This window comes from Streptomyces sp. NPDC054842 (assembly GCF_053611025.1).
In genome coordinates this window covers 143,888-165,593 of the sequence record NZ_JBSGZN010000004.1, presented here as the reverse complement: position 1 = coordinate 165,593, position 21,706 = coordinate 143,888, and the positions used below count along the sequence as shown (strand labels likewise).

Here is a 21,706-nt window from a genome sequence, read left to right as displayed (position 1 = left end):
CTCATTCGTCAAACTTGATTAGTCGCGGTCCCCGGGATGCGGCGTCCCCGTCGCGTACGGGTTCTCCTCGCCCTCCGCCAGCACCCCGACGAACGGTTCACCCTCGCCCGCGAAGGTGTACGCGCCGCCCTCGACGCGCTCGATCAGGCCCCGGGTCCACTCGGCGTCGGCGTCCGCGGTGTGCACCCAGAGGTTCATGATCTCGCCGATGTGGCCGAGCTGCTCCGGACCCTCTTCGGGCACGTAGTGCCCGGTCACCGCGGAGCGCCACGCCTCGATCCGGCGGATCCGCTCCTTCAGCAGCCCCACCGCCTCGTCCCGCGGCAGCTCGACGAGGAAGCCGATGCCGGCCGACTTCACGTCCATCTTCTGGTCGTACGAGGTCAGCGACTCCCGCAGGAGGGCCAGGAACTCCTCGGTGCCGCGGTCCGTGATCTCGTACTCGGTGCGCGGCGGCCCGCCGGCCGTGGAGGGCGCGATCTCGTGGGCGAGCAGCAGTCCCTGCTTCGCCATCTGCTTGAGCGCGTGGTAGATCGAACCCGGCTTGGCGTTGGACCACTCGTGCGCGCCCCAGTACTCCAGGTCGTTGCGCACCTGATAGCCGTGGGCCCGCCCGTGCTGGCGCACCGCGCCCAGCACGAGGAGACGGATCGCTGACATGGGGTCCAGATTAGGACCCCGCCCCCCACGGACCCGCCGCCGGGCCGGTCAGCCCCGGCCGCCGCCCCGCTCCTCGGCGACCAGCTCGAAGGCCGTCCGCCCGTCCAGGGACTCCCGGACGATGTCGGCGTGGCCCGCGTGCCGGGCCGTCTCGGAGATCAGCCGCAGCATCACCCAGCGCATGGACACCCGCTCGTCCGGCGGGAACCAGGGGTCGTTCGGCAGCGGGAAGGTGTCGTCCAGACTCGGCACCGAGCGGATGAACGCCTCGGTGGCCGCCGCGACCTTCTCCCAGTACGCGAGCACCCACTCCGGGGTCTCGTCCCCCACCAGCACGAAGCACTCGTGCCAGGTCGACTCGTCCCGCCGGACGGCCGGCGGCTCGCCCTGGGCGCGGGCGATCCACCCCTGCTCGACCTCGGCGAGGTGCTTGGCCAGCCCGGCCAGGGACAGCGCGCTCGCGCTCGGCCGGCTCGTCGCCTGCTCCGCGGTGAGCCCGAGCAGGGTGCGCCGGACGCCGCCGCGCTCGCCCTCCAGGAACGCGAGCAGCGCGCCCCGCTCGTCGCCGTGCGCTTCCGCGGGAACGTGAGTGACCATGACGGGCCGCCTTTCGTGGATGCCGTTGCCGTTCTCTCCGACACCCACGACGCTACGGACCCTTGCGGTCAGGTGCTGTCCGCAAGGGAGCGCGAAACGCGGCTAGAACGGGAAGAAGCTGCGCCCGTGCTGGACGGAGATCCACTTCTGCGTGGTGAACGCCTCGACCGTCGCCTCGCCGTTGAGGCGACCGATGCCGGAGCGCTTCTCGCCGCCGAAGGCGACCAGCGGCTCGTCGTGGACGGTGCCGTCGTTCACGTGGAACATGCCGGTGTCGATCTGCTTGGCGAAGGCGACACCGCGCTCGACGTCCGCCGTGTGGACGGCGCCGCTGAGGCCGTACGGGGTGTCGTTCACCAGGCGCACCGCCTCCTCCTCGCCGTCGAAGGGGACGAGCAGCGCCACCGGGCCGAAGATCTCCTGGCGGAGGATGCCGGAGTCGGCGGGCAGGTCGGTCAGCACGCTCGGCTCGACGAGGTTGTCGGTGGCCGCGCCGCGCAGCAGGGCCGTGGCGCCCTCGGCGAGGGCCTGGTCGACGACGCCCGTGATCGCGTCCGCCTGGGAGGAGTTGATGACCGGGCCGATGACCGTCCGCGGGTCGCTCGGGTCACCGGTCTTCAGGCCCTTGACCTTGGTGACGAACTTCTCGGTGAACTCGGCCAGCACGGAGCGGTCCACGAGGATCCGGTTGGCCGCCATGCAGACCTGGCCCTGGTGCACGTACCGGCTGAAGACCGCCGCGTCCACGGCGTAGTCGACGTCCGCGTCGTCCAGCACCACCAGCGCGCTGTTGCCGCCGAGTTCGAGCACCGAGCGCTTGAACTGCGAGGCGCAGACGGTGGCGACGTGGCGGCCCACCGCGTCCGAGCCGGTGAAGGAGATGACCTTGGGGACCGGGTGCTCCAGGAAGGCGTCGCCGATCTCGGCGATGTCGGTGATCACGACGTTCAGCAGGCCGCCGGGCAGACCCGCGTCCTCGAAGACCTTGGCGACCAGCGAGCCGCCGACGATCGGGGTGTTCTGATGCGGCTTGAGGACCACGCCGTTGCCGAGCGCGAGGGCGGGCGCGACGGACTTCAGCGACAGCAGGAAGGGGAAGTTGAAGGGGCTGATGACACCGACCACGCCGACCGGGACGCGGTAGACGCGGTTCTCCTTGCCGTCGACCGGCGACGGCAGGATGCGCCCCTCGGGACGCAGCGCCAGCTGGATCGACTCGCGCAGGAACTCCTTGACGAGGTGCAGCTCGAAGCCGGCCTTGAGGTGGGTGCCGCCGAGCTCCGCGATGATCACCTCGGTGATCTCCGCCTCGCGCTCCTCGATGATCCTGAGGGCCCGCTCGAAGACGGCGCGGCGCGCGTACGGGTTGGTCGCGGCCCACTCCTTCTGGGCGCGCTGGGCCGCGCGGTACGCCTCGTCGACCTCGTCGACCGTGGCTATCGTGATCGAGGCCAGCTTCTCCCCGTCGTACGGGTTGAAGTCGATGATGTCCCAGGATCCGGTACCGGGACGCCACTCGCCGTCGATGTACTGCTGTGCCAGGTCGGTGAAGTAGGACGACATGTGATCCCTCAATCCCAGTGCTGCCGGGGCAGACGTCCGGTCAACGTCTGATCACACGTCATCGTACTGGTGTGCAAAGGGAGTTGAGGGCCGCTCGGGACAGTCGGCGAGGACTCCCCGCAGCCCCCGGGGACCGCGCGGAACGCCCGGCCGACCGCGTTAGGAGAGCTGGAGGAGGCCCCTCAGCAGGTCCCGGCTCTCGGACGGCCCGGGGCTGTCCTGCTGGAGCTCCTTGAGCGCGCCCTCGTACTGGGTGACGTCCTCGCGCTTGTCCAGGTAGAGGGCGCTGGTGAGCTGCTCCAGGTAGACGACGTCCGACAGGTCGGACTCGGGGAAGCTCAGGATGGTGAAGGAGCCGCTCTCCCCGGAGTGGCCGCCGAAGCTGAACGGCATGACCTGGATCTTGATGTTCGGCCGCTCCGACAGCTCGATCAGGTGCTGGAGCTGCCCGCGCATCACCTCGCGGTCGCCGTAGGGACGGCGCAACGCGGCCTCGTCCAGGACGCAGTGGAACTCGGGGGCCCGCCCGGAGACGAGGTGCTTCTGGCGCTCCAGGCGCAGGGCCACCCGCCGGTCGACGTCCGCGGCGCTCGCGCCCTTCATGCCGCGCCGGACGACCGCGTGCGCGTACGCCTCGGTCTGCAACAGGCCGTGCACGAACTGCACTTCGTAGGAGCGGATGACGTGCGCCGCGCCTTCGAGGCCGACGTAGGTCGGGAACCAGCTGGGCAGGACGTCGGAGTAACTGTGCCACCAGCCCGCGACGTTGGCCTCTTTCGCGAGGGAGATGAGAGACGTCCGCTCGGCCTCGTCGGTGATGCCGTAGAGCGTCAGCAGGTCCTCGACGTCACGCGTCTTGAAGCTCACCCGTCCCAACTCCATGCGGCTGATCTTCGATTCGGAGGCGCGGATCGAGTAGCCGGCCGCTTCCCGGGTGATCCCGCGCGTCTCCCGCAGGCGCCTCAGGTGCGACCCCAGCAGCATGCGCCGCACCACCGAGCCTCCGCCAGCCTCCACTGCGGTCGACCGGGGGTACCCCCATGCCTCACCAGCGCTCACGTTCTCCGCCTCCCCAACCGTGTGCAGGGGCCGAAGTCTGCCACTAAAACACTTCAAGCTGTACTCGTTCGGTTACAGAAACGGAAAGCAACCACAGGAAAGGATCAGTTGAGGGCAAACAATGGGGAAGAAGGTGACAGAAGAAATGCGCAGGAATGGGTGTCAGAGGTATCGATTCCGGCGCGTGCACGTGCATCTGCCCTTGCATCTGCTGAACGCTTTCGGAACCATGGCTCCCGCGCCACCGCTGCATCGCCACGACCGCGAACCCCGGGAGTGCCTCGCATGGGGACGAATGGATCGACCATGCTCGAGCCGTTACGGCAGGGGCTTCCGCCGCTCGACCCTGCGGCCGTGTCCAGCGCCGCCTCGTGCGCCCTGCCCGCCCGCTTCGAAGCGGTGCGTGAGGCACGGCAGTTCACCCGCAGGACACTCGACCAGTGGGACATCGGCGACCGCTTCGACGACGTCTGTCTGGTCGTCTCCGAACTCGTCACCAACGCCCTGCGGCACGCGCTGCCCGCGGACACCCCGCGCGCCGGCGAACAGGACCCGCCGGTGCGGCTGCACCTGATGCGCTGGACGACGCGACTGGTGTGCGCCGTGCGCGACCCCAGCAACGAGAGTCCGGTCGCACGCGACTCGGACGACTTCTCGGCGGAGTCGGGGCGCGGCCTCTTCCTGGTCGAGTCGTTCGCCGACGGCTGGGGCTGGCATCCGCTCGCGGGCAGACTCAGCGGCAAGGTCGTGTGGGCGCTGTTCCGCCTGCCACCGGCCGGGGCCGCCACCGAATGACGGACCGCGGCGCCTCTTGGCGCCGCGGTTCTACGCGCGTCACCACGCAATTACCGAGCGTCACACGAGATCGCGGCCGCCGGGCGTCCCGGACCGCGGCGGCCGCACTCAGGCGCCCGCTATCAGGTGGTCGAACTCGCCGTCCTTGATGCCCAGGAGCATGGCCTCTATCTCCGCGCGCGTGTAGACCAGCGCCGGCCCCTCCGGGAAGCGCGAGTTGCGGACGGCCACGTCGCCGCCAGGAAGCCGCGCGAACTCCACGCAGGAACCCTGCGAGTTGCTGTGTCTGCTCTTCTGCCAGTTCACCCCATGCAGCGCCGTGGCCGCCATGCCGTTGTACACGTCGTCCACGTCGCACACGTCGTGGTCCACAGGTTGCTCCCCGGGTGGTGCATTGGCTGATGTGACCATTGATGCAGCGGTCAACTGTCCCGGATCATAGCTGTGTTCATGTGCAGATGCATGAGCAGATGCACGTGCACGCGGGGTGGTCCCACGGTTACAGCTGTTACCGGTTCTTGACCGCTGCACGCCGTCCCGGCCGCCTACAGCCGGTCCAGCGCCTGCCCGAGGGAACGCAGCACCTGCGAACGCCAGCCGCCGCCCATGATCTTCCGCGCCGTCAGCTGCGCGGGGTCGTCCGGGTCGAACCCTTCGTGCACTAGGAAGAGACGCGTCCCGCGCCCTTCCTGTTCCAACGTCCACGTGATGGTCCAGTCCGCGGGACGCGCGGGGTCGGCGTCGGCCCAGCGGACGCGCAGCATCCGCTCGGGCTCGTAGGCGAGCACCCGTACGTCGACCGTGCCGGAGAAACCCGTGTTGGGCCGGGGGACGGAGGTCAGCGTGTACCGGTGACCGACCTCCAGCCGGAAGTCCTCCGAGCCCGGCATCTGCCACTGGGCGAGGAGGCCGGGGTCGGTGAGCGCGCGCCAGACCTTGGCCGGCGGGTGCGGGAAGAACTGGTCGACGCGGACGGTCGTCAGGTCGTCGTCGACGGCGAAGTCCTGGGCGGGTCCGTCAGCGGGTCCGCCTGCGGGTTCGTCTGCGGGGCTCATGGCTCGTCATGGTCGGGCATGCGGTCCAGCAGATCGCCGAGGCCCTTCAGCCGGTCGCGCCAGAACCGCTCGTACGGATGGAGCCAGTCCTGCACCTCGGCGAGCGGGGCGGCCTCCAGCCGGTAGATGCGCCGGCGCCCGGCCCGCTCCTCCGACACCAGGCCGGCGTCCCTGAGCACCTTGAGGTGCTCGGAGAGGCTCGGCCGGCGCATGTCGAAGTGGTCGGCGAGGGCCTGGACCGGCTGCGGTCCCTCGTCGCGCAGCAGCCGCAACACCTCGCGGCGGGTGCCGTTGGCGAGCGCGGCGAAGAGGCGGTCCTCACGGGCCCCGGTGATCGTCATGTCGCGTTCAGAAGCCTTCCTTCTCCGTCAGCAGCATCAGACCGTTGCCGTCCGGGTCCCGGAAGGAGGCCATCCGGCCCCAGGGCAGGTCGCCCGGCCCGTCCACCTCGACTCCGGCGGCCGTGAGCCGGGCGCAGTCGGCGTCGACATCGGTCGTGACCAACATGATCCCCCGGGTCTCACCCGGCACGAAACCACCCATGCCGGGTCCCGAGAGCGTGAAGACGGTCTGCGCGCCCCTCGGCGCGACCTGGAGCCAGCGGCCGGGAGGCGTCTCCCGGTCTGCGGTGACCTCGAAGCCGAGGACCTCGGTGTAGAAGCGCAGGGCCCGGTCCTGGTCGGCGACGGGGAGGGTGACGAAGGAGGCGTGGGTGATGTCCATGGGCATCACGATAGGTAGGAGTTTCCCTACGAGTCAAGCGTAGGGAGACTCCTACCTGTTGGTGGGCGCAGGTCAACGGGAGGAGTAGGGCAGCAGCGCCATCTCCCGGGCGTTCCTGATCGCGCGGGCGAGCAACCGCTGCTGCCGCGCCGTCACACGGGTGACCCGGCGGCCGCGGATCTTCCCCCGGTCGGAAAGAAACCCGCGCAGCAGATCGGTGTCCTTGTAGTCGATGTACGTGACGTCGGCCCGGATCGGCGGGCGGGAGCGGGACGGGGCGGTCCCACGGGCGGCTCGGGGCACGGGTCAGACCTCCAGCAGGGAGTCGAAGGCGGGCGGGAGCAGCTTCCAGGCGTCGGGCCCGGCGGCGTACTCGGCGTCGGTCAGCAGGCAGGACTCCAGGAGCGGTCCGAGTCCGTCCCGGTCCAGGCCGGGTGAGGTGAAGACGAGGTGCTGGCAGCGGTCACCGTGCTCGGGATGCCAGTCGAGTGCCGCGGCGGCACGGCGGACCGGCGGGACCAGGTCCCAGGCGGCGTCCGGCAGCGAGGCGAGCCAGGGCCCGGCGTTCTCCACGCACAGGGCGCCGCCCGCCGCGTCCCAGTGCAGCAGCGTGTCCGGCCGGTCGGCGAGCCAGAACCGCCCCCGGCTGCGGGCCGCCGCGCAGGTCAGGTCCTCCAGCGCCGCGTACAGCCGCTGCGGGTGGAACGGACGCCGCCGACGCCACACGAAGGTGGCGACCCCACTCGCGTCGTCCTCGGCCGGCAGCCGCGCGCAGGCCGGATGCTGGGCCGCGGCCGCCGCCTCCACGTCGAAGCCGGCGAACGCGGCCCGCACCAGCGCGGACCGCGCCGGACGTACGGGCGGCACCGGCGCCCCCTCCCGGGCCGGGTGCACCGGGGCAGCGGGCGTGCCGACCGCCACCCGGCGGGCCGTCGGGTGGAGCTGGGTGAGCAGGGCGTGGTCCTCCTCGTCCGCCTCCGCGGAGGCGGTGACGGCGAGGACGGGGGCATACTCCAGCTGCCGTGCGAACGTGTCGGCGACCGTGCGCCGGTCGGTGGCGGCGGCGGCCAGACCGCGGTCCGCGAGGTCGTCGCCGTTGGCGAGGCAGGGCAGGACGAGGGCCGGGTCGACGGCGGTGATCACGCCCGTCACCGTCAGTCCGGCGGCCGCGACCACCTCGGTCATCGCCCTGGGCTCGACGGAGTCCCAGAGCTCGACCACCGCGAGCCGGGTGCGCCCCTCGTACGAGAGCCGCCGCAGCTCCGGCACGAGGTCCTCGCGCAGGGCGCAGCAGGCGCAGTCGCCGACGAGGGGTGTCTCCCCCGCCGACACGATCCCGGCCGCGTCCCTGACCGTGCGCGCGACCGTGCCCCGCACGGCCGACGCGAGGTCGTGGTGGAGGGCGACGCTGTCCGGCACCTCGGCGAGCAGCTGGGCGACGGCGGCCCGCCGCGCGTCCGCGTGCAGGCCGCCGACGATCACGACGGACAGGCCGCGGGACCCCATCAGCGGTCTCCGCGCTTGCCGTACCGCCGCTCGAAGCGCTCCACCCGGCCCGCCGTGTCCAGGACGCGCGCGGTGCCCGTGTAGAAGGGGTGGCTGACGTTCGAGATCTCCACGTCGACGACCGGATACGTCCGCCCGTCCTCCCACTCGACCGTCTTCGCGCTCCTCATGGCCGAGCGGGTGAGGAAGGCGTGGCCCGCGGCGCGGTCGCGGAAGACCACGGGTCCGTACGGGGGATGGATTCCCTCGCGCATGCCGCTCAGCGCTCCTCTCGGAAGTCGACGTGCCGCCCGGCGACCGGGTCGTACTTGCGCAGGGTCATGCGGTCCGGGTCGTTGCGGCGGTTCTTGCGGGTGACGTAGGTGAAGCCGGTCCCCGCCGTGGACCGGAGCTTGACGACCGGACGGAGTTCGTTGCGTGCCATGCTGCTACCTTACTGAAAACGACTCCCATTACCAATACGAGAAAAAGAGAGGTGCGTCACCCGTGTCCGCCCACTGCATGCTGACCGGCGCCCGCCCGGGCTTCGGCAACTCCGTCTCCCACTCCCACCGGCGCACGTCGCGCCGCTTCGATCCCAATGTCCAGCGCAAGCGCTACTGGCTGCCGAGCGAGGGCAGGTTCGTGCGGCTGCGGCTGAGCACGAAGGGGATCAAGACGGTGGACTCCATCGGCGTCGAGGCGGCCGTCGCCCGCATCCGCGCCCGCGGGGTGCGGATCTGATGGCCAGGAAGAGCAAGATCGCGAAGAACGAACGGCGCCGGGAGACCGTCGCGCGCTACGCCGCCCGGCGCGCCGAACTCAAGGAGATCCTGCGCCGGCCCGGCTCCACCGCGACCGAACGGGACGCCGCCCGGAAGGAGTTGAGCGGGCAGCCCAGGGACGCCAGTGCCACCCGCGTACGCAACCGGGACGCCGTGGACGGGCGCCCGCGCGGCTACTTCCGCTCCTTCGGCCTCTCCCGGGTGAAGCTGCGTGAGCAAGCGCACGCCGGATTTCTCCCCGGGGTCCGCAAGTCGTCCTGGTAGCTTGCTGCGGTCGTCCCGGCGACCTCGGTCGTCACCCGCCCACCCTTGGGGGACTTGCAGTGACTTCGGCGACCTTCCCGCGCCAGCGGGTGCGGAGCGCGGCCGCGGCCGCGGGACTGGCGGCCGCACTCGTGCTGACCGCCTGCAGCAGTGACGGCGACTCGGGCTCCGGCTCCGCCACCTCGGCGAGCCCGACGGCCACCGCGAGCGGTGACACCGGAGGTTCCGGGGGCTCCGGGGGCTCCGGGGGCACGGGCGGCTCGGGGAAGCTCCAGGGCAGCTGGCTCGCCACGACGGACGGCAAGGCCGTGGCGCTGGTCGTCAACGGCAAGGAGGCCGGTCTCTTCGCCACCGGCGGCACCGTGTGCAGCGGCACCGCGGGCAAGGAGGCGGACATGCAGATGATCCACCTCAAGTGCACCAAGGGCGCCGCCGACCGCACCGACGGCATGGTCGAGTCCATCGGCGCCACGACCATGAAGGTCAAGTGGGAGGGCGGCCTCGTGGAGACCTACCGCAAGGCCGAGGGCGGCAAGCTGCCCTCCGGACTGCCTTCGGCGGGCCTCGGTTCCTGAGCCGTCCGACCGTCAGCCGTGTACCGACCCACGGGCCGCGCGATCCTTCGGGGTCGGCGGCCCGTGGGCGTTCGGGGCCGGCGGGCCTCGGTTCCTGAGCCGTCCGACCGTCAGCCGTGTACCGACCCACGGGCCGCGCGATCCTTCGGGGTCGGCGGCCCGTGGGCGTTCGGGGCCGGCGGCCCTTGGGCGTTCGGGTCGCCGGAACCGTCTGGGCCGTCGGCGGTCGCGATTCGGGTGCGAAAAGGTGGGGCGCGCGGTGGACGCGGGCCGGGTTGCGTGATGATCCATGTGCACCGTCACGACCACTGGGGGAACCCATGCGCGCCCTTCCCATCGCCGTCACCGTCCTCACGGCGGCTCTCACCCTGTCCGCCTGCGACGACGGCGGCGCAGGCGGCGACACCGACGCCAAGCCCTCCGCGGCCTCCGGCACCTGCACCGCCGACCACGTCGGCATCGAGGTCGGCCCCGGCAACGCCGCTCCCGCCGCCGGCGACACCGGCAACATCCCCGTCACCGTCACCAACCGCGGCCCCGCCGACTGCACCCTGCACGGCTTCCCGCGCGCCGCGCTGCTCGGCGGTTCCGACAGCTGGACCATCGCCACGCAGGAGGGGGCGAACCCGGTGAAGGTGAAGCTCAAGCGGGACGAGGCGGCGGCCTTCACGATCACGTACGTACGGGGACCCGCGGGCGACTCCGCGAAGAGCGCCGACGCCGAGAAGGTGGAGATCGGCCTGCCCGGGTCGGACGCCACGCAGTCCTTCCCGTGGACGTACGGCCCGGTCACCCTGAAGGGCGGATCCGCGCCGGACGCCTCGGTCAGCCCGTTCCAGACGGCGGGCGACTGAGCCGGGCCCGTACGCCCGGCGGAGTCCCGGCGTACGGGCCCGGCTCGGGTCAGTCCAGCCGGGGGCGGGAGCCGACCTGGGCGCGGTCGGCCGCCGCCGCGCCCTCTTCCCAGCCCGCGGCGTCCGTGATCCCGCGCAGCCGGGTGGTCACCGTCCGCGGGAACATGTCCTCCATCCGGTCCGCGACGGCCACGTCGCGGGCCGCGAGGACCGGCAGCAGCTCACCGGCCGACTCGGACACCTGCCCCTCGGCGGCCGCCGCGAGACGGTCGCCGATCCGGTGCGCGTACGCCGCCAGGAAGGACTGCCGGAACGTCTTGGTGCGCTTGCGTCCGCCCGCCCGCTGCGCGGCCTCCGCCTTCGTCATCGCGGTCGTGGCCTGCACGAGCAGCGAGGTGTGGAGGAGTTCGACGGCCTCCAGGTCGGGCTCGAAGCCGACCACGGTGGAGAAGCCGAGGTCGTCGTTCCACACCGCCCGGCAGCGGTTCGCCCGGGCCACCGCGTCCAGCAGCACCGCCTTGGCCGTCTCGTACGGCGCCTCCACCCCGACCCGGCAGGCGCCCGGCGCGTCCTTGGCGTGCGTACGGGCCGCGAGCAGCGCCTCGTCGATGCTGTGCCGCGCCATCAGCTCCTGGGCCTTGGCGCTCAGCGCCTCCGCCTCCTCCGGGAACCCGGTCGCCTCCGCCTTGGCGAGCAGCGCGCGGATCCGCCCGAGCATCCGGGAGTCCTGGGCGGTCCGCCCGGAGTCGCGGCCGGAGGCGGGGCGGGGTGCGTCGAGCGGCTCGATCGAGGGCAGCCGCAGCAGCAGCCGGTACAGCTCCAGGACGGCCGTCGCGTGGGAGAAGCGGTCGGTGGGCGGAGCCGGCTTCCCGGCCGCGAGTTCGTCGAGCTGCGCCGCCCAGCGCGGCCCCCGGGCGCCCTCCTGCCGCCGCTTCGACTGCGCCACGATCAGCTCCGACGCCAGCCGCACGTGGACGTCGTCCAGCTCGCGCCGCACCAGGCGTACGACATCGGCGGGCTGCCAGCCCCGGCGCCACGCGGCGGCGACGAACTCCTCGCCCCGCCGGGCCAGTTCGGCGTCCGAGGCGGGGTCGGCGGCGAGCAGCGAGGCGCCCGCGTCGAGGGCGGAGTCGGTGTCGGCGTAGAGGGCCTCGAAGGCGCGCTCCACGGTGCCGGGCGTGCTGCTGGTCATCCCTCGATCGTGCCACGCCGGCGGACCGGGCCCCGCCCGGCCTGCGGGGAGGGTGGGTCCAGCCCTACCCCGGGGACGCCCGCTGGTGGTCGTGTGCGCGGGCGCGGCGGGCGGTTCGCTGGGAGGCATGACCACCACAGCCGTGCGCATCCGATCCCTGCGCCGTCACTACGGCGCCGTCGCCGCCCTGAACGGGGTCGACCTGGACTTCGCGGAGGGGAGCTTCACCGCCGTGATGGGGCCCTCGGGGTCGGGCAAGTCGACCCTCCTGCACTGCGCGGCGGGGCTTGACCGGCCCACCTCCGGGACGGTGACCGTGGCCGGGACCGAGCTCGCCGCGCTGAGCGAACGGCGGCGGACGCTGCTGCGGCGGGAGCTGATCGGGTTCGTGTTCCAGTCCTTCGGTCTGCTGCCGTCGCTCACCGCGGCGCAGAACGTCGCGCTGCCGGCGCGGCTGGCCGGGCGGCGCCCCTCGCGCGGGGCGGTGCGGGAGGCGCTGGAGCGGGTGGGGCTGGCCGGGCGTGCCGGGCACCGTCCCTCGCAGCTGTCGGGCGGCCAGCAGCAGCGGGTCGCCCTGGCCCGGGCACTGATCACCCGCCCCGCCGTCCTCTTCGCGGACGAGCCGACAGGGGCCCTGGACACCGTGGCCGGCCGCGAAGTGCTGCTGCTCCTGCGGGAGTCGGTGGACCGGGAGGGGCGGACGACCGTGATGGTCACGCACGACCCGGTGGCCGCCGCGTACGCGGACCGCGTGGTCTTCCTGGTCGACGGGCGGCTGAGCGGGGAGCTGTCGGCGCCGACGGCGGCGGACGTCGCCGCGCGGCTGGCCCGCCTGGAGGGCCCGCGCACGGCTCCGGCGGGTGCGCCGTGCTGACGGTGGCGTCGCTGCGCACGCGATGGGCCTCGCTCCTCGGCTCGTTCGTCGCGGTGGCGCTCGGGGTCGGGGTGACGGCGGCGATGGGGCTCTGCCTCGCCGCGGCGCAGGACCCCGGCGCCCGGGGGCCCCAGCGCTTCGCCGGGTCGCCGGTCGTGGTCATGGGCCGGGACACGCTCACGGTGGAGGTGCGGCGGGGGCCGTCCACCGCGCACGTGTCGAAGAAGCTGGCGCATCCACACCCTGTGGACGGCGAACTGCTGCGTCGGCTCAGGGACTTGGGGCCCGTACGGATCGACGGGGCGGCCCGGCACGCGGTCGGCGTCGACGCGCCCGCGGCGGCCGTGCGCGAGGTGGTCCGCAGGTTCTCGTCGGAGGCCCGGTCCCCGGCGGAAGCCGGGTCCTCGGCGGAGGCCGACGGGGGTGGCCGGGCGCGCGTGCTGACGGGAGCGGACCGCCGGCTGGCCGATCCGGCGGCGGCGCGGGACGCCGGGGCGCTGGTCGGCGTCGACGCTCTGCTGGGGACGGCGGCCGGGGTCACGGTGTTCGTCTCCGTCTTCGTGACGGCGTCCACGTTCGCCCTCGCGGGGGCCCTGCGGCGGCGGGAGTTCGGGCTGCTGCGGCTGGCCGGGGCCACGCCCGGGCGGGTCCGGCGGCTGCTGCTCGGGGAGGCCCTCGCGGTGGGCGTCGCGGCCTCGGCGGCGGGGTGCGCGCTGGGGGCGTGGGGAGCGCCGCGGCTGGTGCGGGCGCTGGTGGAGGGAGAGGTGGCGCCGCCGTGGTTCGCGCTGCGGGGGACGACGTACTGGCCGTACGAGGTCGCGTGCGCCGTCGGCCTGTCGGTGTCCGTCGCGGGCGCGTGGGCCGCAGCGCGCCGGGCCGGCCGGACCTCTCCTGCCGAGGCGCTGCGCGAGGCGGCGGTGGACACGGGAGTGCTGCCTCGGCCGCGACGGGTGCTCGGGCTCGTGCTGCTGGCGGCCGGGCTCGGTCTGCTGGCCTGGCAGCTCGGGACCGAACCGGCCGAGCTGCTCAAGCGCAAGACGTACACGACCCGGCCGATGCTGCTGGTCACGGCGGTGGCCGCGCTGGCACCCGCCCTGGTCCGGCCGCTCGCGGGGCTGGTCCGGCTGCCCGGCGCGACGGGTCTGCTGGTCCGCGAGAACGCGCGCGCCTCCGTGCGGCGGACGTCGGCCGTGGCCGCCCCGGCCCTGGTGACCGTGGCACTGGCCGGCTGCCTGCTCGGGTCGGCGGGAACCGTCGCGGAGTCGGGGGCGAGGGAGGCCCGTGACCTGACGCGCGCCCGGTTCGTCGTGACCGGCGACGCCCTCAGGCCGGTGCGGGTGCCGGGCGCGACGGTGTCGGGCACGGCATCCACGGCCGTGTTCGTCCGGGAGGAGGGGACGGCGCTGATCCGGTCGGAGGCGCGGGCGGTGACGGACGTGGCGGCGTTCGCGTCGGTGGCACGGCTGCCGGTGGTGGCCGGGGACGTACGCGACCTCGACGACCGCTCCATCGTCGTGAACGAGGAGTGGGAGCGGCACGAGGTGGGTTCCCGGGTCCTGGTGTGGCTCGGCGACGGGCGGCCGGCCCGGCTGCGGGTCGCCGCCGTGCTGGCGCGGGGCACCGGCGACAGCGGGGCGTACGTGACCGCGGCGAACGCGCCCCGGGCCCCTCTCGACCGGCTCGACGTGGGGGTGCGGAAGGGCGCGGACCCGGCGGCCGTCGCGGCCCGCCTGCGGGCGGCCGGCACCGGCGGGCAGGTCCGTACGACCGGGGCCTGGCTCGCGGCGGCACATCCGCGCTCCGGTCCGCAGACCCGGCTCGGGCTGTTCGTGGTGCTGGGCATCGCCCTGGTCCACGCCGTCCTGTCGCTCGCGGGCACGTCGCTGATGGCGACCTCCGCGCGGGGTGCGGAACTGCGGTCGCTGCGGCTGGCGGGGGCCACCCGGGCACAGGTGCTGCGGGTGGTCGCGGGCGAGTCGGTGGTGGGGGTCGCCGTGGGCGCGGTCCTCGGCGTCGCCGTGACCGCCGTGAGCCTCGGCGGACTCGCGATCGCCCTGGGGCGCCTGTCGGCCCCGGTGACGGCGGCGGTGCCGTGGGGGCTGCTCGGCGGCTGCGCGGGGGTGTGCCTGGTGGTCGCGGTGGGTGCCTCGGTGGCGGGCGCGGCGCGGCTCACCCGTCTCGACCACCCGTCGGCGGGCCGCACGAAGGGGATGTCAACTTCGGGTTGACACCCTTCCACTGTCAACCTACGGTTGACACATGACGACGAACCCGGCGGGCAAGGCGACCGTGCGCCTCGACGACCTGATCGAGGCCATCAAGAAGGTCCACACCGACGCACTCGACCAGCTCCAGGACGCGGTGATCGCCGCGGACCACCTCGGCGAGGTGGCCGACCACCTGATCGGCCACTTCGTGGACCAGGCCCGGCGCTCCGGCGCCTCCTGGACGGACATCGGCAGGAGCATGGGCGTCACGCGGCAGGCCGCCCAGAAGCGTTTCGTGCCCAAGGCCGAGTCGGACCTCGACCCGAGCCAGGGCTTCGGGCGCTACACCGAGCGCGCCCGGAAGGTGGTGATGGCCGCGCACAACGAGGCCAAAAGCGCGGGGAACGCCGAGGGCCTGCCCGAGCACCTCGTCCTCGGCCTGACCAGCGAACCCGAGGCACTCGCCGCCCGGGCGGTCACGGCGCAGGGCGTGACCCTGGACGCCGTCCGCGCGGCCGCCGCCGGCGCGCTCCCGCCGGCCTCCCCCGAGGTCCCGGAGCTCGTGCCCTACGGCCCCGCGGCGAAGAAGGTCCTGGAGCTCACCTTCCGCGAGGCCCTGCGCCTCGGCCACAACTACGTCGGCACGGAGCACATCCTCCTGGCCCTGCTGGAGCACGAGAACGGCGAGGGCGTCCTGACCGGCCTCGGCCTGGACAAGCCGACGACCGAGAACCACGTCACGCGGGCCCTCGCGGACATCCAGCAGCGCCTGGCCCAGACGGCGGAGTGACCCGACCCGGGGCACGGCGGACCGGGCGGAACGGTCGGACCGGGAGGCGCGGTCGGGACCGGGAGGCGCCATCGGGACCGGACGAGCGGGGCCGGGCAGGACCGAGCGGGATCAGAGGCGTCGGCGTCGGACCCGGACCGCGTGTCCTGGGGCGCCCTCCGCGACCCGGGTCACCCTGTCCCCGTCGCCCGCCGGCCCTTGGTCCCCCGCCCCCGTCGCCCGCAAGGGCGGGCTGGCGCCCCTCGGACGGGCACCCGCCACCGCTCCCCGTCCGGCCCCGCGCGGGCAGGCGTCCGGGACACGGACGCGGCGGCGCGCGGCGCGCGGCGCGGAAAACGCCGATGTCAGACCCCCCTGCGACACTCGCAGACATGACGGACCGGTGGGCGCTCGCCCCGGCCGAGGACGGCGGCGCCGAAGTCGTCGCCCTCGGCCGGGACGGGCTGCCCGCGGGACCGGTCCGGCGCGAGGCGGACCTCGTCGAGGCCGTGCGGACACGACCCGACGTGGTCCGGTGGGTGTGGCGGTCGACGGCCGAGGTGTATCCGCGCCTGCTCGCCGCGGGGGTGCGAGTCGAGCGGTGCTACGACATCGAGGCGGCCGAGACCCTGCTGCTCGGCCACGAGGGGCGCCTCGGTGAACCCCGGTCGGCGGCCGCCGCCCTCGCCCGGCTGCGCGGCGGCCCCGTGCCCCAGGACCCGCCCCAGCGTTCCGCCGAGCCCGGCTCGCAGTCCTCCCTCTTCGAACCGCGCCCCACGCGCGTACCCCTGGGCGACCTCCTGGAGGTGTACGCGGACCAGCAGCGCCGGCACGACGCGGCGGCGCACCCGGACCGGATGCGGCTGCTGACGGCGGCCGAGTCCGCGGGCATGCTGGTGGCCGCCGAGATGAACGGCTCGGGGCTCCCCTGGAGCGCGGACGTCCACCGCGAGGTCCTGCACGAACTGCTCGGCGAGCGGTACGCGGGCGGCGGCGAGCCCCGCCGCCTGGCCGAGCTGGCGGACGAGGTGTCGGCCGCCTTCGGCCGGCGGGTGCGCCCCGACCTGCCGGCGGACGTCGTGAAGGCGTTCGCCCAGGCCGGCATCAAGGTCAGGTCCACCCGGCGGTGGGAGCTGGAGTCCGTCGACCACCCGGCCGTGAAGCCCCTGCTGGAGTACAAGAAGCTGTACCGGATCTGGGTCGCGCACGGCTGGTCCTGGCTCCAGGACTGGGTCAGGGACGGCCGTTTCCGCCCCGAGTACCTGCCGGGCGGCACGGTCACCGGCCGCTGGGTGACGAACGGCGGCGGCGCCCTGCAGATCCCCAAGGTGATCCGCCGCGCCGTCGTCGCCGACCCCGGCTGGCGGCTCGTCGTGGCCGACGCCGACCAGATGGAACCGCGCGTACTGGCGGCGATCTCCCGCGACCCCGGCCTGATGGAGGTCGCCGGCCGTGAGAGCGACCTGTACCAGTCGGTGTCCGACCGGGCCTTCTCCGGTGACCGCGCCCAGGCGAAACTCGCCGTCCTCGGCGCGGTGTACGGGCAGACGTCCGGCGACGGACTGAAGAACCTGGCCCTGCTGCGCCGCCGCTTCCCCCAGGCCGTCGCCTACGTCGACGACGCGGCCCGGGCGGGCGAGGAGGGGCGCCTGGTGCGGACGTGGCTGGGGCGGACGTGTCCCCCGGCGGCGGGTTCCGGCGAGGGGGCGGAGGAGGCCGGCATCCCCCAGGACACCCCGGCGGACGCGGGCGGCACGGACACCGCCGACCAGGGCTGGGTCCCCGGCTACGCGTCCAGCGACTCCCGCGCCCGGGGCCGCTTCGCCCGCAACTTCGTCGTCCAGGGCAGCGCCGCCGACTGGGCCCTGCTGGTGCTCGCCGCCCTGCGCCGCACCTGCGCGGGCCTCGCCGCCGAGCTCGTCTTCTTCCAGCACGACGAGGTGATCGTGCACTGCCCCGCCGAGGAGGCCGACACGGTGGTGACCGCGATCCGCGAGGCGGCGGAGCTGGCGGGCACGCTCACCTTCGGCCGCACCCCGGTCCGCTTCCCGTTCACCACGGCCGTGGTGGAGTGCTACGCCGACGCGAAGTGAGCGGCCCGCACGAAGCGGCGGCAGGTCACCTCGCGGCGAGCAGCGCGGCCAGCTCCTCGACCACCGGCGTGTCCCTGCCCGCCAGCGCGTCGAGCGCCGACTCCCACTCCGCGTAGGCCTCATCGATGCGCCCCCGGGCACGGAGCAGCAGCCCGCGCTGGTGGCGGGCGAGCCCCTGCGTGAACCGGTCCGCACGCCGGTCGGCCCGGCGGAGCAGCACCTCGCACTCCCGGGCGGCGCGTTCCACCGACCCGAGCCGGCGCAACGCCCGCACCAGCCCCAGCCGGGTCTGCGACTCCCCGTGCCAGTAGCCGTGCCCGTCGAGGATGCGCAGGCTCTCCTCGAAGTGCGGTACGGCGGCGGAGGGTTCACCGAGGGTGAGGTGCGCGAAGCCGATGTTGCAGTGGGCGGAGTGCCGCAGGATCACGTCGTCCGTCGCGTCGCCGATCGCGAGGCTGCGCTTGTGGTGGGCGATGGCGGCCCGGGGGTCCGTGTGCTCGTACAGGTTGCCCAGGTGGCTGTAGGTGACGGCCTCCGTGTGCGGGTCGCCCAGCGTGCGGGAGAGCTCCAGGCTCTGGAGCAGCGCCTCACCCGACTCGGCGTAGCGTCCGAGCCCTTCGAGCAGCATCCCGCGGTTGTTCAGTCCCCGGCGCACGCAGGACAGCACGCCGAGCCGCCGCCAGACGGCCAGCGCCTGATCGTTCAGGGCGAGCGCGTCGGTCGTGCGTCCCGTCATGAAGTGCAGTCCCGCCAGGTCGCCGAGCGCGTACGCCTCCGCCGCCTCGTCGCCGAGCCGTCGCGCCGCCCCGAGCGCCGCCCGCTGGATCACCTCCACCTCGGCGACCCGGCCGCTGCGCTGCACGTACGGGTGGATCAGGCGCGCCAGGACAAGGACGTGCGGGTGGGAGTGCGCGTAGCGCTCGACGAGGGCCACCACGTTCTCCAGCTCCTGGTCACCCCAGGCGAACGCCTCCCCGGCCGAGGCGAACGGCGGCACGGACCCGACGTCGGCCGCGTGCGACGGGGGCTGCGAGGCGGTCGGGCGGCTCCGGTCCTCGCGGTCCGGACCGGACTCGACGATGGCATCGAGGGACCGAGCGGCGACGGCGGCGTACCAGCGCAGGGCACGCTCGACGACGCAGGCACCATCGCCCCCGAGACCGGCGCCCCCGCCAGCACGGCCACCGACGGACGGGACCGGGCTTGCGTCACCGGTGCCTACGCCGGCCCCAACACCAGTGCCGGTGGACCGGGCCGGGCTTGCGTGGCCGGTGCCTACGCCGGTGCTGGTGGACCGGGCCTGGCCTGCGTCACCGGTGCCTACGCCGGCCCCAACAGCGGTGCTGGTGGACCGGACCGGGCTTGCGTCACCGGTGCCTACGCCGGCCCCAACACCGGTGCCGGTGAGCCTTTCCGTCCCGCTGAGTCCGGTCGGCTCCGTGCCGCCGGTCCCGCCGTCCTCCGGCGCCCCTACGTCATCCGTCCCGGATCGCCCTCCGGTCCCAGCGGGCCCACCTGTCCCGCTGACCCCGGTCGCCTCCGTGCCGCCGTCCCCCGTCGACGGCCGCGCGATCTCGCGGGCGAAGTCGCGGACCAGGTCGTGGGGTGCGTAGCGGCCGTACGCCGTCTCCTCCAGGAGGGCGACGTCGACCAGCCGGTCCAGCGCGGCCTCGGCCCGCCGAGCGTCGGTGCCGGTGAGCCGGGCGAGGAGTGGCACCCCGTACCCGGGGAGATCGAGCGCTCCGATGCGGAGCAACGCCAGCGCGGCGTCCCGGTCCGCCTCCCGCGTGGAGGTGCGCAGCGCGTCGTGGGCCACGGCCAGCGACCTGCGCACGCTCAGGTCGTCGTACTCGAAGTGGTGCAACCGCCCTTCGGTGGCCGCAAGTTGCCCGGCGAGGACGTCAGGCGTGAGGGCCCGGCGGGCGGCGAGGCGGGCCGCGACGATCCGCAGGGCGAGCGGCAGACGGCCGGTGAGTTCGACGAGCGGGTGCGCGCCGTCGAGCCCCTCCTCCCGCCCGGACACCGCGCGCAGCAGCTCCGCGCTCTCCTCGTCGGACAGCGGCGGGAGCGGGAAGCGGTGGGCGCCGTCGAGCGCGGTGAGCGGCGAACGGCTCGTCACGATCACCGCGCACCCGGCACCGGCCGGCAGCAGCGGCCGTACCTGTGCGGCGTTCGCCGCGTCGTCCAGCACCATGAGCGTGCGCGTCGGCGCGAGCACCGAGCGGAGCAACGCCGATGCCGCGTCCGGGTGTTCGGGGATGCGGCGCGGCTCGGTGCCGAGGTCGCGCAGCAGCGAGGCGAGCGCCTGTCCGGGCCCGAGCGGGGTCATCCCCGGCGTGGCACCGTGCAGGTTGACGTACAGCTGGCCGTCGGGGAAACGTTTCCGCAGAGCGTGGGCGACGTGCAGCGCGAGGGCGCTCTTGCCGACGCCGGCCATGCCGCTGAGCACGGCGAGCGCGGCGGCGTCCGGACGCCGGCACGTGCCCTCGCCGGTTCGGAGGTCCGCGCCGGTACGGGGCTCCGCGCCGGTTCGGTTTTCCGCGCCGGGGCTCCCGTCCCCGTGGCCGCCGCTCCGCTCCTGGGGGCCGTCGCCCCGGCCGCCGTCGCCGCTCCTCGGTGTACGGGTGCCCCCGCTGCTGTCGCCGTCGCGGCCCACCCGCCGACCGTCACCCCGGTCGCCGTCCCCGTCGTCCTCGCGGGCCAGGACGCGGCGGAGGCTCTCGATGATGTCGCGACGTCCGATGAAGTGGGCCGGCGCGGGCGGGAGTTGAGCGGGGAGAGGGAGACCGGCGTCCGTTGCGGGCGGAGCTGCGGACTCGGTGACACCTGCCGCGCCGGCGCCCACGACGGCTGCCGCACCCGCTCCCGAGGAAGCCGCCGAACCCACCTCCGCGAGAGCCGCTTCACTCGCCCCCGCGGGAGCCGCCGAACCCACCTCCGTGCGAGCTGCCGCACCCGCCCCCGGGGGAAACGCCTCCCCCGCCTCCGCGAGAGCCGCTTCACTCGCCCCCGCGGAGGCCGCCGAACCCACCTCCGTACGGGCCGTCGCGCCCGCCCCCGCAGGAGCCACCGCGCCCGCATCCGTGGTCGCCGCCGAACCCGCATCCGTCCGAACTACCGCACCCACGCCCGTAGGAGCCGCCGAACCCGCATCCGTGGTCGCCGCCGAACCCGCCCCCGTCCGGGCCGTGGAGCCCACCTCCGTGGGAGCGACCGCACCCGCGTCCTCGGAGGCAGCCGTCCGCCCCTCCCGTCCCGTCGGCTCCCGGGGCGGCTCCGTGCCCTGGCACCCCTCGCACCCCTCGGACGCTTGCGGACCGGTGACGGACTCGCCCGTCCCGGTGTCCCCGTCTTGGAGGATCTCCAGGTGGGCCTCGCGCACCGCGGGCCCCGGCTCGATGCCGAGTTCGCCGATCAGCCGGGCCCGGAGATCGCGGTGCACGGCCAGCGCCTCCGCCTGCCGGCCCGTGCGGTGCAGGACGAGCATCAGCAGCCGGTGGAAGGACTCCCGCAGCGGATGCCCGGCGACGAGGGCCGCCAGTTCGGGCGCCAGCCGGTTGAGTTGGCGGCCCGCGGCACCCGTGGTCCCGTCCGCCGCCTCCGCGAGACGCAGTTCGGCGTCGTACCGCCACTCCAGGAGCTGGAGCCGCGCCTCCTCCAGCCGGGGGACGAGCGCGTGGCCGCCGGTGTGCGGCGGCAGGCCGCTGAGCGGCTGCCCGCGCCACAGGGCGAGCGCGGCGTCCGCCTCCCGCCGTACGAGGGCCCAGTCGCGCCGGGTGTGCGCGGCGCGGGCCGCGGTGAGGCGGCGCTCGAAGACCTGGACGTCCAGTTCGCCGTCGCCGATCCGCAGGAGATAGCCGGGGGCCACGGCACGCAGGCGCGTCGGGCAGTCGAGGAGGCGCCGCAGCCGGGACACGTGGTTCTGCAACGAGGCGTGGGCGGAGGCCGGCGGCGCGCCGTCCCACAGCGCGTCCTTGAGCACGTGCACCGGGACGACCCGGCCCGGTTCGAGGAGCAGCGCGACCAGCAGGGCGCGCGTCTTGCCGCCGCCGACCGGGGTGACGGAGCCGTCCGCGCCGTACAGGACAGGCGGACCCAGCAGTCCGAACCGCAGCCCGTCCCGCATCACGCCGCCCCACTGCCTTCCCGCGGAGTC

At 74.1% G+C, this 21,706-nt stretch carries 23 protein-coding genes; 9 read left to right on the top strand and 14 right to left on the bottom strand.

All coding sequences use genetic code 11. From position 1 onward, the window contains the following. Positions 1–18: 18 nt before the first annotated feature. The 4 genes from ACWGIS_RS05100 to ACWGIS_RS05085 form a co-directional block, all read right to left on the bottom strand. Positions 19–660 carry a PadR family transcriptional regulator gene (locus ACWGIS_RS05100; protein ID WP_453361024.1) on the bottom strand — a complete coding sequence of 214 codons (642 nt, stop codon included), beginning with the start codon at positions 658–660 and terminating at the stop codon, positions 19–21. Between the two features lie 48 nt (positions 661–708). Continuing rightward, entirely contained in the window at positions 709–1,257 is a 549-nt protein-coding gene (locus ACWGIS_RS05095; RefSeq protein WP_453361023.1) for a DinB family protein, read from the bottom strand. A 102-nt stretch (positions 1,258–1,359) separates the two neighbouring features. After that, positions 1,360–2,820: an aldehyde dehydrogenase family protein gene (locus tag ACWGIS_RS05090; protein ID WP_453361022.1), complete on the bottom strand. Its 1,461-nt coding sequence runs from the start codon at positions 2,818–2,820 to the stop codon at positions 1,360–1,362. Between the two features lie 159 nt (positions 2,821–2,979). Then, on the bottom strand, positions 2,980–3,804 hold the full coding sequence (locus tag ACWGIS_RS05085) for a helix-turn-helix domain-containing protein (RefSeq protein ID WP_453361021.1): 825 nt from the start codon (positions 3,802–3,804) through the stop codon (positions 2,980–2,982). 360 nt (positions 3,805–4,164) lie between these two features. Here ACWGIS_RS05085 and ACWGIS_RS05080 point away from each other — a divergent pair, with 360 nt between their 5' ends. Next, the gene (locus tag ACWGIS_RS05080) at positions 4,165–4,674 is read left to right on the top strand and encodes an ATP-binding protein (RefSeq protein ID WP_453361020.1); all 510 of its coding nucleotides are present in this window, start codon (positions 4,165–4,167) and stop codon (positions 4,672–4,674) included. A 108-nt stretch (positions 4,675–4,782) separates the two neighbouring features. Here the strand turns inward: ACWGIS_RS05080 and ACWGIS_RS05075 are convergent, their stop codons facing one another. The 8 genes from ACWGIS_RS05075 to rpmG all read right to left on the bottom strand — a co-directional run bounded on the left by ACWGIS_RS05075 (position 4,783) and on the right by rpmG (position 8,382). Then, complete coding sequence (locus ACWGIS_RS05075; protein WP_453361019.1) at positions 4,783–5,046, bottom strand: DUF397 domain-containing protein; 264 nt, start codon at positions 5,044–5,046, stop codon at positions 4,783–4,785. 173 nt (positions 5,047–5,219) lie between these two features. Further along, complete coding sequence (locus ACWGIS_RS05070; protein WP_453361018.1) at positions 5,220–5,729, bottom strand: SRPBCC family protein; 510 nt, start codon at positions 5,727–5,729, stop codon at positions 5,220–5,222. Next, the gene (locus tag ACWGIS_RS05065; RefSeq protein WP_453361017.1) at positions 5,726–6,070 is read right to left on the bottom strand and encodes an ArsR/SmtB family transcription factor; all 345 of its coding nucleotides are present in this window, start codon (positions 6,068–6,070) and stop codon (positions 5,726–5,728) included. The genes ACWGIS_RS05070 and ACWGIS_RS05065 overlap by 4 nt, the downstream gene beginning before the upstream one ends. 7 nt (positions 6,071–6,077) lie before the next feature. Beyond that, entirely contained in the window at positions 6,078–6,452 is a 375-nt protein-coding gene (locus ACWGIS_RS05060; RefSeq protein ID WP_453361016.1) for a VOC family protein, read from the bottom strand. A gap of 72 nt (positions 6,453–6,524) precedes the next feature. Beyond that, on the bottom strand, positions 6,525–6,755 hold the full coding sequence (rpsR, locus tag ACWGIS_RS05055; protein ID WP_453361015.1) for a 30S ribosomal protein S18: 231 nt from the start codon (positions 6,753–6,755) through the stop codon (positions 6,525–6,527). Positions 6,756–6,758: 3 nt separating this feature from the next. Continuing rightward, positions 6,759–7,958 (bottom strand): CobW family GTP-binding protein, encoded by a 1,200-nt coding sequence (locus ACWGIS_RS05050; RefSeq protein WP_453361014.1) that lies wholly within the window; start codon positions 7,956–7,958, stop codon positions 6,759–6,761. Next, positions 7,958–8,212 (bottom strand): type B 50S ribosomal protein L31, encoded by a 255-nt coding sequence (locus ACWGIS_RS05045; protein WP_453361013.1) that lies wholly within the window; start codon positions 8,210–8,212, stop codon positions 7,958–7,960. Before ACWGIS_RS05045 ends, ACWGIS_RS05050 begins: the two co-directional genes overlap by 1 nt. Positions 8,213–8,217: 5 nt before the next feature. Then, positions 8,218–8,382 carry a 50S ribosomal protein L33 gene (rpmG, locus tag ACWGIS_RS05040; RefSeq protein ID WP_037717627.1) on the bottom strand — a complete coding sequence of 55 codons (165 nt, stop codon included), beginning with the start codon at positions 8,380–8,382 and terminating at the stop codon, positions 8,218–8,220. A gap of 62 nt (positions 8,383–8,444) precedes the next feature. Between rpmG and rpmB the strand changes: the two genes are divergently transcribed. The 4 genes from rpmB (at position 8,445) to ACWGIS_RS05020 (ending at position 10,415) form a co-directional block, all read left to right on the top strand. Continuing rightward, entirely contained in the window at positions 8,445–8,681 is a 237-nt protein-coding gene (rpmB, locus tag ACWGIS_RS05035; RefSeq protein WP_453361012.1) for a 50S ribosomal protein L28, read from the top strand. Then, complete coding sequence (rpsN, locus tag ACWGIS_RS05030) at positions 8,681–8,986, top strand: 30S ribosomal protein S14 (protein ID WP_453361011.1); 306 nt, start codon at positions 8,681–8,683, stop codon at positions 8,984–8,986. The genes rpmB and rpsN overlap by 1 nt, the downstream gene beginning before the upstream one ends. Positions 8,987–9,045: 59 nt before the next feature. Continuing rightward, the gene (locus ACWGIS_RS05025; protein ID WP_453361010.1) at positions 9,046–9,561 is read left to right on the top strand and encodes a hypothetical protein; all 516 of its coding nucleotides are present in this window, start codon (positions 9,046–9,048) and stop codon (positions 9,559–9,561) included. A 320-nt stretch (positions 9,562–9,881) separates the two neighbouring features. Next, positions 9,882–10,415, top strand: a complete 534-nt coding sequence (locus ACWGIS_RS05020) for a DUF4232 domain-containing protein (RefSeq protein ID WP_453361009.1) — start codon at positions 9,882–9,884, stop codon at positions 10,413–10,415. A gap of 49 nt (positions 10,416–10,464) precedes the next feature. Here ACWGIS_RS05020 and ACWGIS_RS05015 read toward each other — a convergent pair whose 3' ends face one another. Next, complete coding sequence (locus ACWGIS_RS05015) at positions 10,465–11,607, bottom strand: DUF2786 domain-containing protein (RefSeq protein WP_453361008.1); 1,143 nt, start codon at positions 11,605–11,607, stop codon at positions 10,465–10,467. A 127-nt stretch (positions 11,608–11,734) separates the two neighbouring features. Between ACWGIS_RS05015 and ACWGIS_RS05010 the strand changes: the two genes are divergently transcribed. From ACWGIS_RS05010 to ACWGIS_RS04995, 4 genes are all read left to right on the top strand, one after another. Continuing rightward, entirely contained in the window at positions 11,735–12,481 is a 747-nt protein-coding gene (locus ACWGIS_RS05010) for an ABC transporter ATP-binding protein (protein WP_453361007.1), read from the top strand. Continuing rightward, positions 12,475–14,709, top strand: coding sequence for an FtsX-like permease family protein (locus tag ACWGIS_RS05005; protein ID WP_453361006.1), 2,235 nt, complete (start codon positions 12,475–12,477; stop codon positions 14,707–14,709). The genes ACWGIS_RS05010 and ACWGIS_RS05005 overlap by 7 nt, the downstream gene beginning before the upstream one ends. A 31-nt stretch (positions 14,710–14,740) precedes the next feature. Then, a complete protein-coding gene (locus tag ACWGIS_RS05000; RefSeq protein ID WP_453361005.1) occupies positions 14,741–15,478 on the top strand; it encodes a Clp protease N-terminal domain-containing protein in 738 nt (245 codons plus the stop codon). A 371-nt stretch (positions 15,479–15,849) separates the two neighbouring features. Beyond that, positions 15,850–17,550: a bifunctional 3'-5' exonuclease/DNA polymerase gene (locus ACWGIS_RS04995; protein ID WP_453361004.1), complete on the top strand. Its 1,701-nt coding sequence runs from the start codon at positions 15,850–15,852 to the stop codon at positions 17,548–17,550. Between the two features lie 25 nt (positions 17,551–17,575). On the opposite strand, the gene ACWGIS_RS04990 is transcribed toward ACWGIS_RS04995, so the two are convergent. After that, positions 17,576–21,676 (bottom strand): BTAD domain-containing putative transcriptional regulator, encoded by a 4,101-nt coding sequence (locus ACWGIS_RS04990; RefSeq protein WP_453361003.1) that lies wholly within the window; start codon positions 21,674–21,676, stop codon positions 17,576–17,578. Positions 21,677–21,706 lie beyond the last annotated feature (30 nt).

Bases quoted from the DNA above. Each gene is read 5' to 3' on its own strand.
- ACWGIS_RS05100 (WP_453361024.1), bottom strand. From the start codon at position 660: ATGTCAGCGATCCGTCTCCTCGTGCTGGGCGCGGTGCGCCAGCACGGG.
- ACWGIS_RS05095 (WP_453361023.1), bottom strand. From the start codon at position 1,257: ATGGTCACTCACGTTCCCGCGGAAGCGCACGGCGACGAGCGGGGCGCG.
- ACWGIS_RS05090 (WP_453361022.1), bottom strand. From the start codon at position 2,820: ATGTCGTCCTACTTCACCGACCTGGCACAGCAGTACATCGACGGCGAG.
- ACWGIS_RS05085 (WP_453361021.1), bottom strand. From the start codon at position 3,804: ATGCTGCTGGGGTCGCACCTGAGGCGCCTGCGGGAGACGCGCGGGATC.
- ACWGIS_RS05080 (WP_453361020.1), top strand. From the start codon at position 4,165: ATGGGGACGAATGGATCGACCATGCTCGAGCCGTTACGGCAGGGGCTT.
- ACWGIS_RS05070 (WP_453361018.1), bottom strand. From the start codon at position 5,729: ATGAGCCCCGCAGACGAACCCGCAGGCGGACCCGCTGACGGACCCGCC.
- ACWGIS_RS05065 (WP_453361017.1), bottom strand. From the start codon at position 6,070: ATGACGATCACCGGGGCCCGTGAGGACCGCCTCTTCGCCGCGCTCGCC.
- ACWGIS_RS05060 (WP_453361016.1), bottom strand. From the start codon at position 6,452: ATGGACATCACCCACGCCTCCTTCGTCACCCTCCCCGTCGCCGACCAG.
- ACWGIS_RS05050 (WP_453361014.1), bottom strand. From the start codon at position 7,958: ATGGGGTCCCGCGGCCTGTCCGTCGTGATCGTCGGCGGCCTGCACGCG.
- ACWGIS_RS05045 (WP_453361013.1), bottom strand. From the start codon at position 8,212: ATGCGCGAGGGAATCCATCCCCCGTACGGACCCGTGGTCTTCCGCGAC.
- rpmG (WP_037717627.1), bottom strand. From the start codon at position 8,382: ATGGCACGCAACGAACTCCGTCCGGTCGTCAAGCTCCGGTCCACGGCG.
- rpsN (WP_453361011.1), top strand. From the start codon at position 8,681: ATGGCCAGGAAGAGCAAGATCGCGAAGAACGAACGGCGCCGGGAGACC.
- ACWGIS_RS05020 (WP_453361009.1), top strand. From the start codon at position 9,882: ATGCGCGCCCTTCCCATCGCCGTCACCGTCCTCACGGCGGCTCTCACC.
- ACWGIS_RS05015 (WP_453361008.1), bottom strand. From the start codon at position 11,607: ATGACCAGCAGCACGCCCGGCACCGTGGAGCGCGCCTTCGAGGCCCTC.
- ACWGIS_RS05010 (WP_453361007.1), top strand. From the start codon at position 11,735: ATGACCACCACAGCCGTGCGCATCCGATCCCTGCGCCGTCACTACGGC.
- ACWGIS_RS05000 (WP_453361005.1), top strand. From the start codon at position 14,741: ATGACGACGAACCCGGCGGGCAAGGCGACCGTGCGCCTCGACGACCTG.
- ACWGIS_RS04995 (WP_453361004.1), top strand. From the start codon at position 15,850: ATGACGGACCGGTGGGCGCTCGCCCCGGCCGAGGACGGCGGCGCCGAA.
- ACWGIS_RS04990 (WP_453361003.1), bottom strand. From the start codon at position 21,676: ATGCGGGACGGGCTGCGGTTCGGACTGCTGGGTCCGCCTGTCCTGTAC.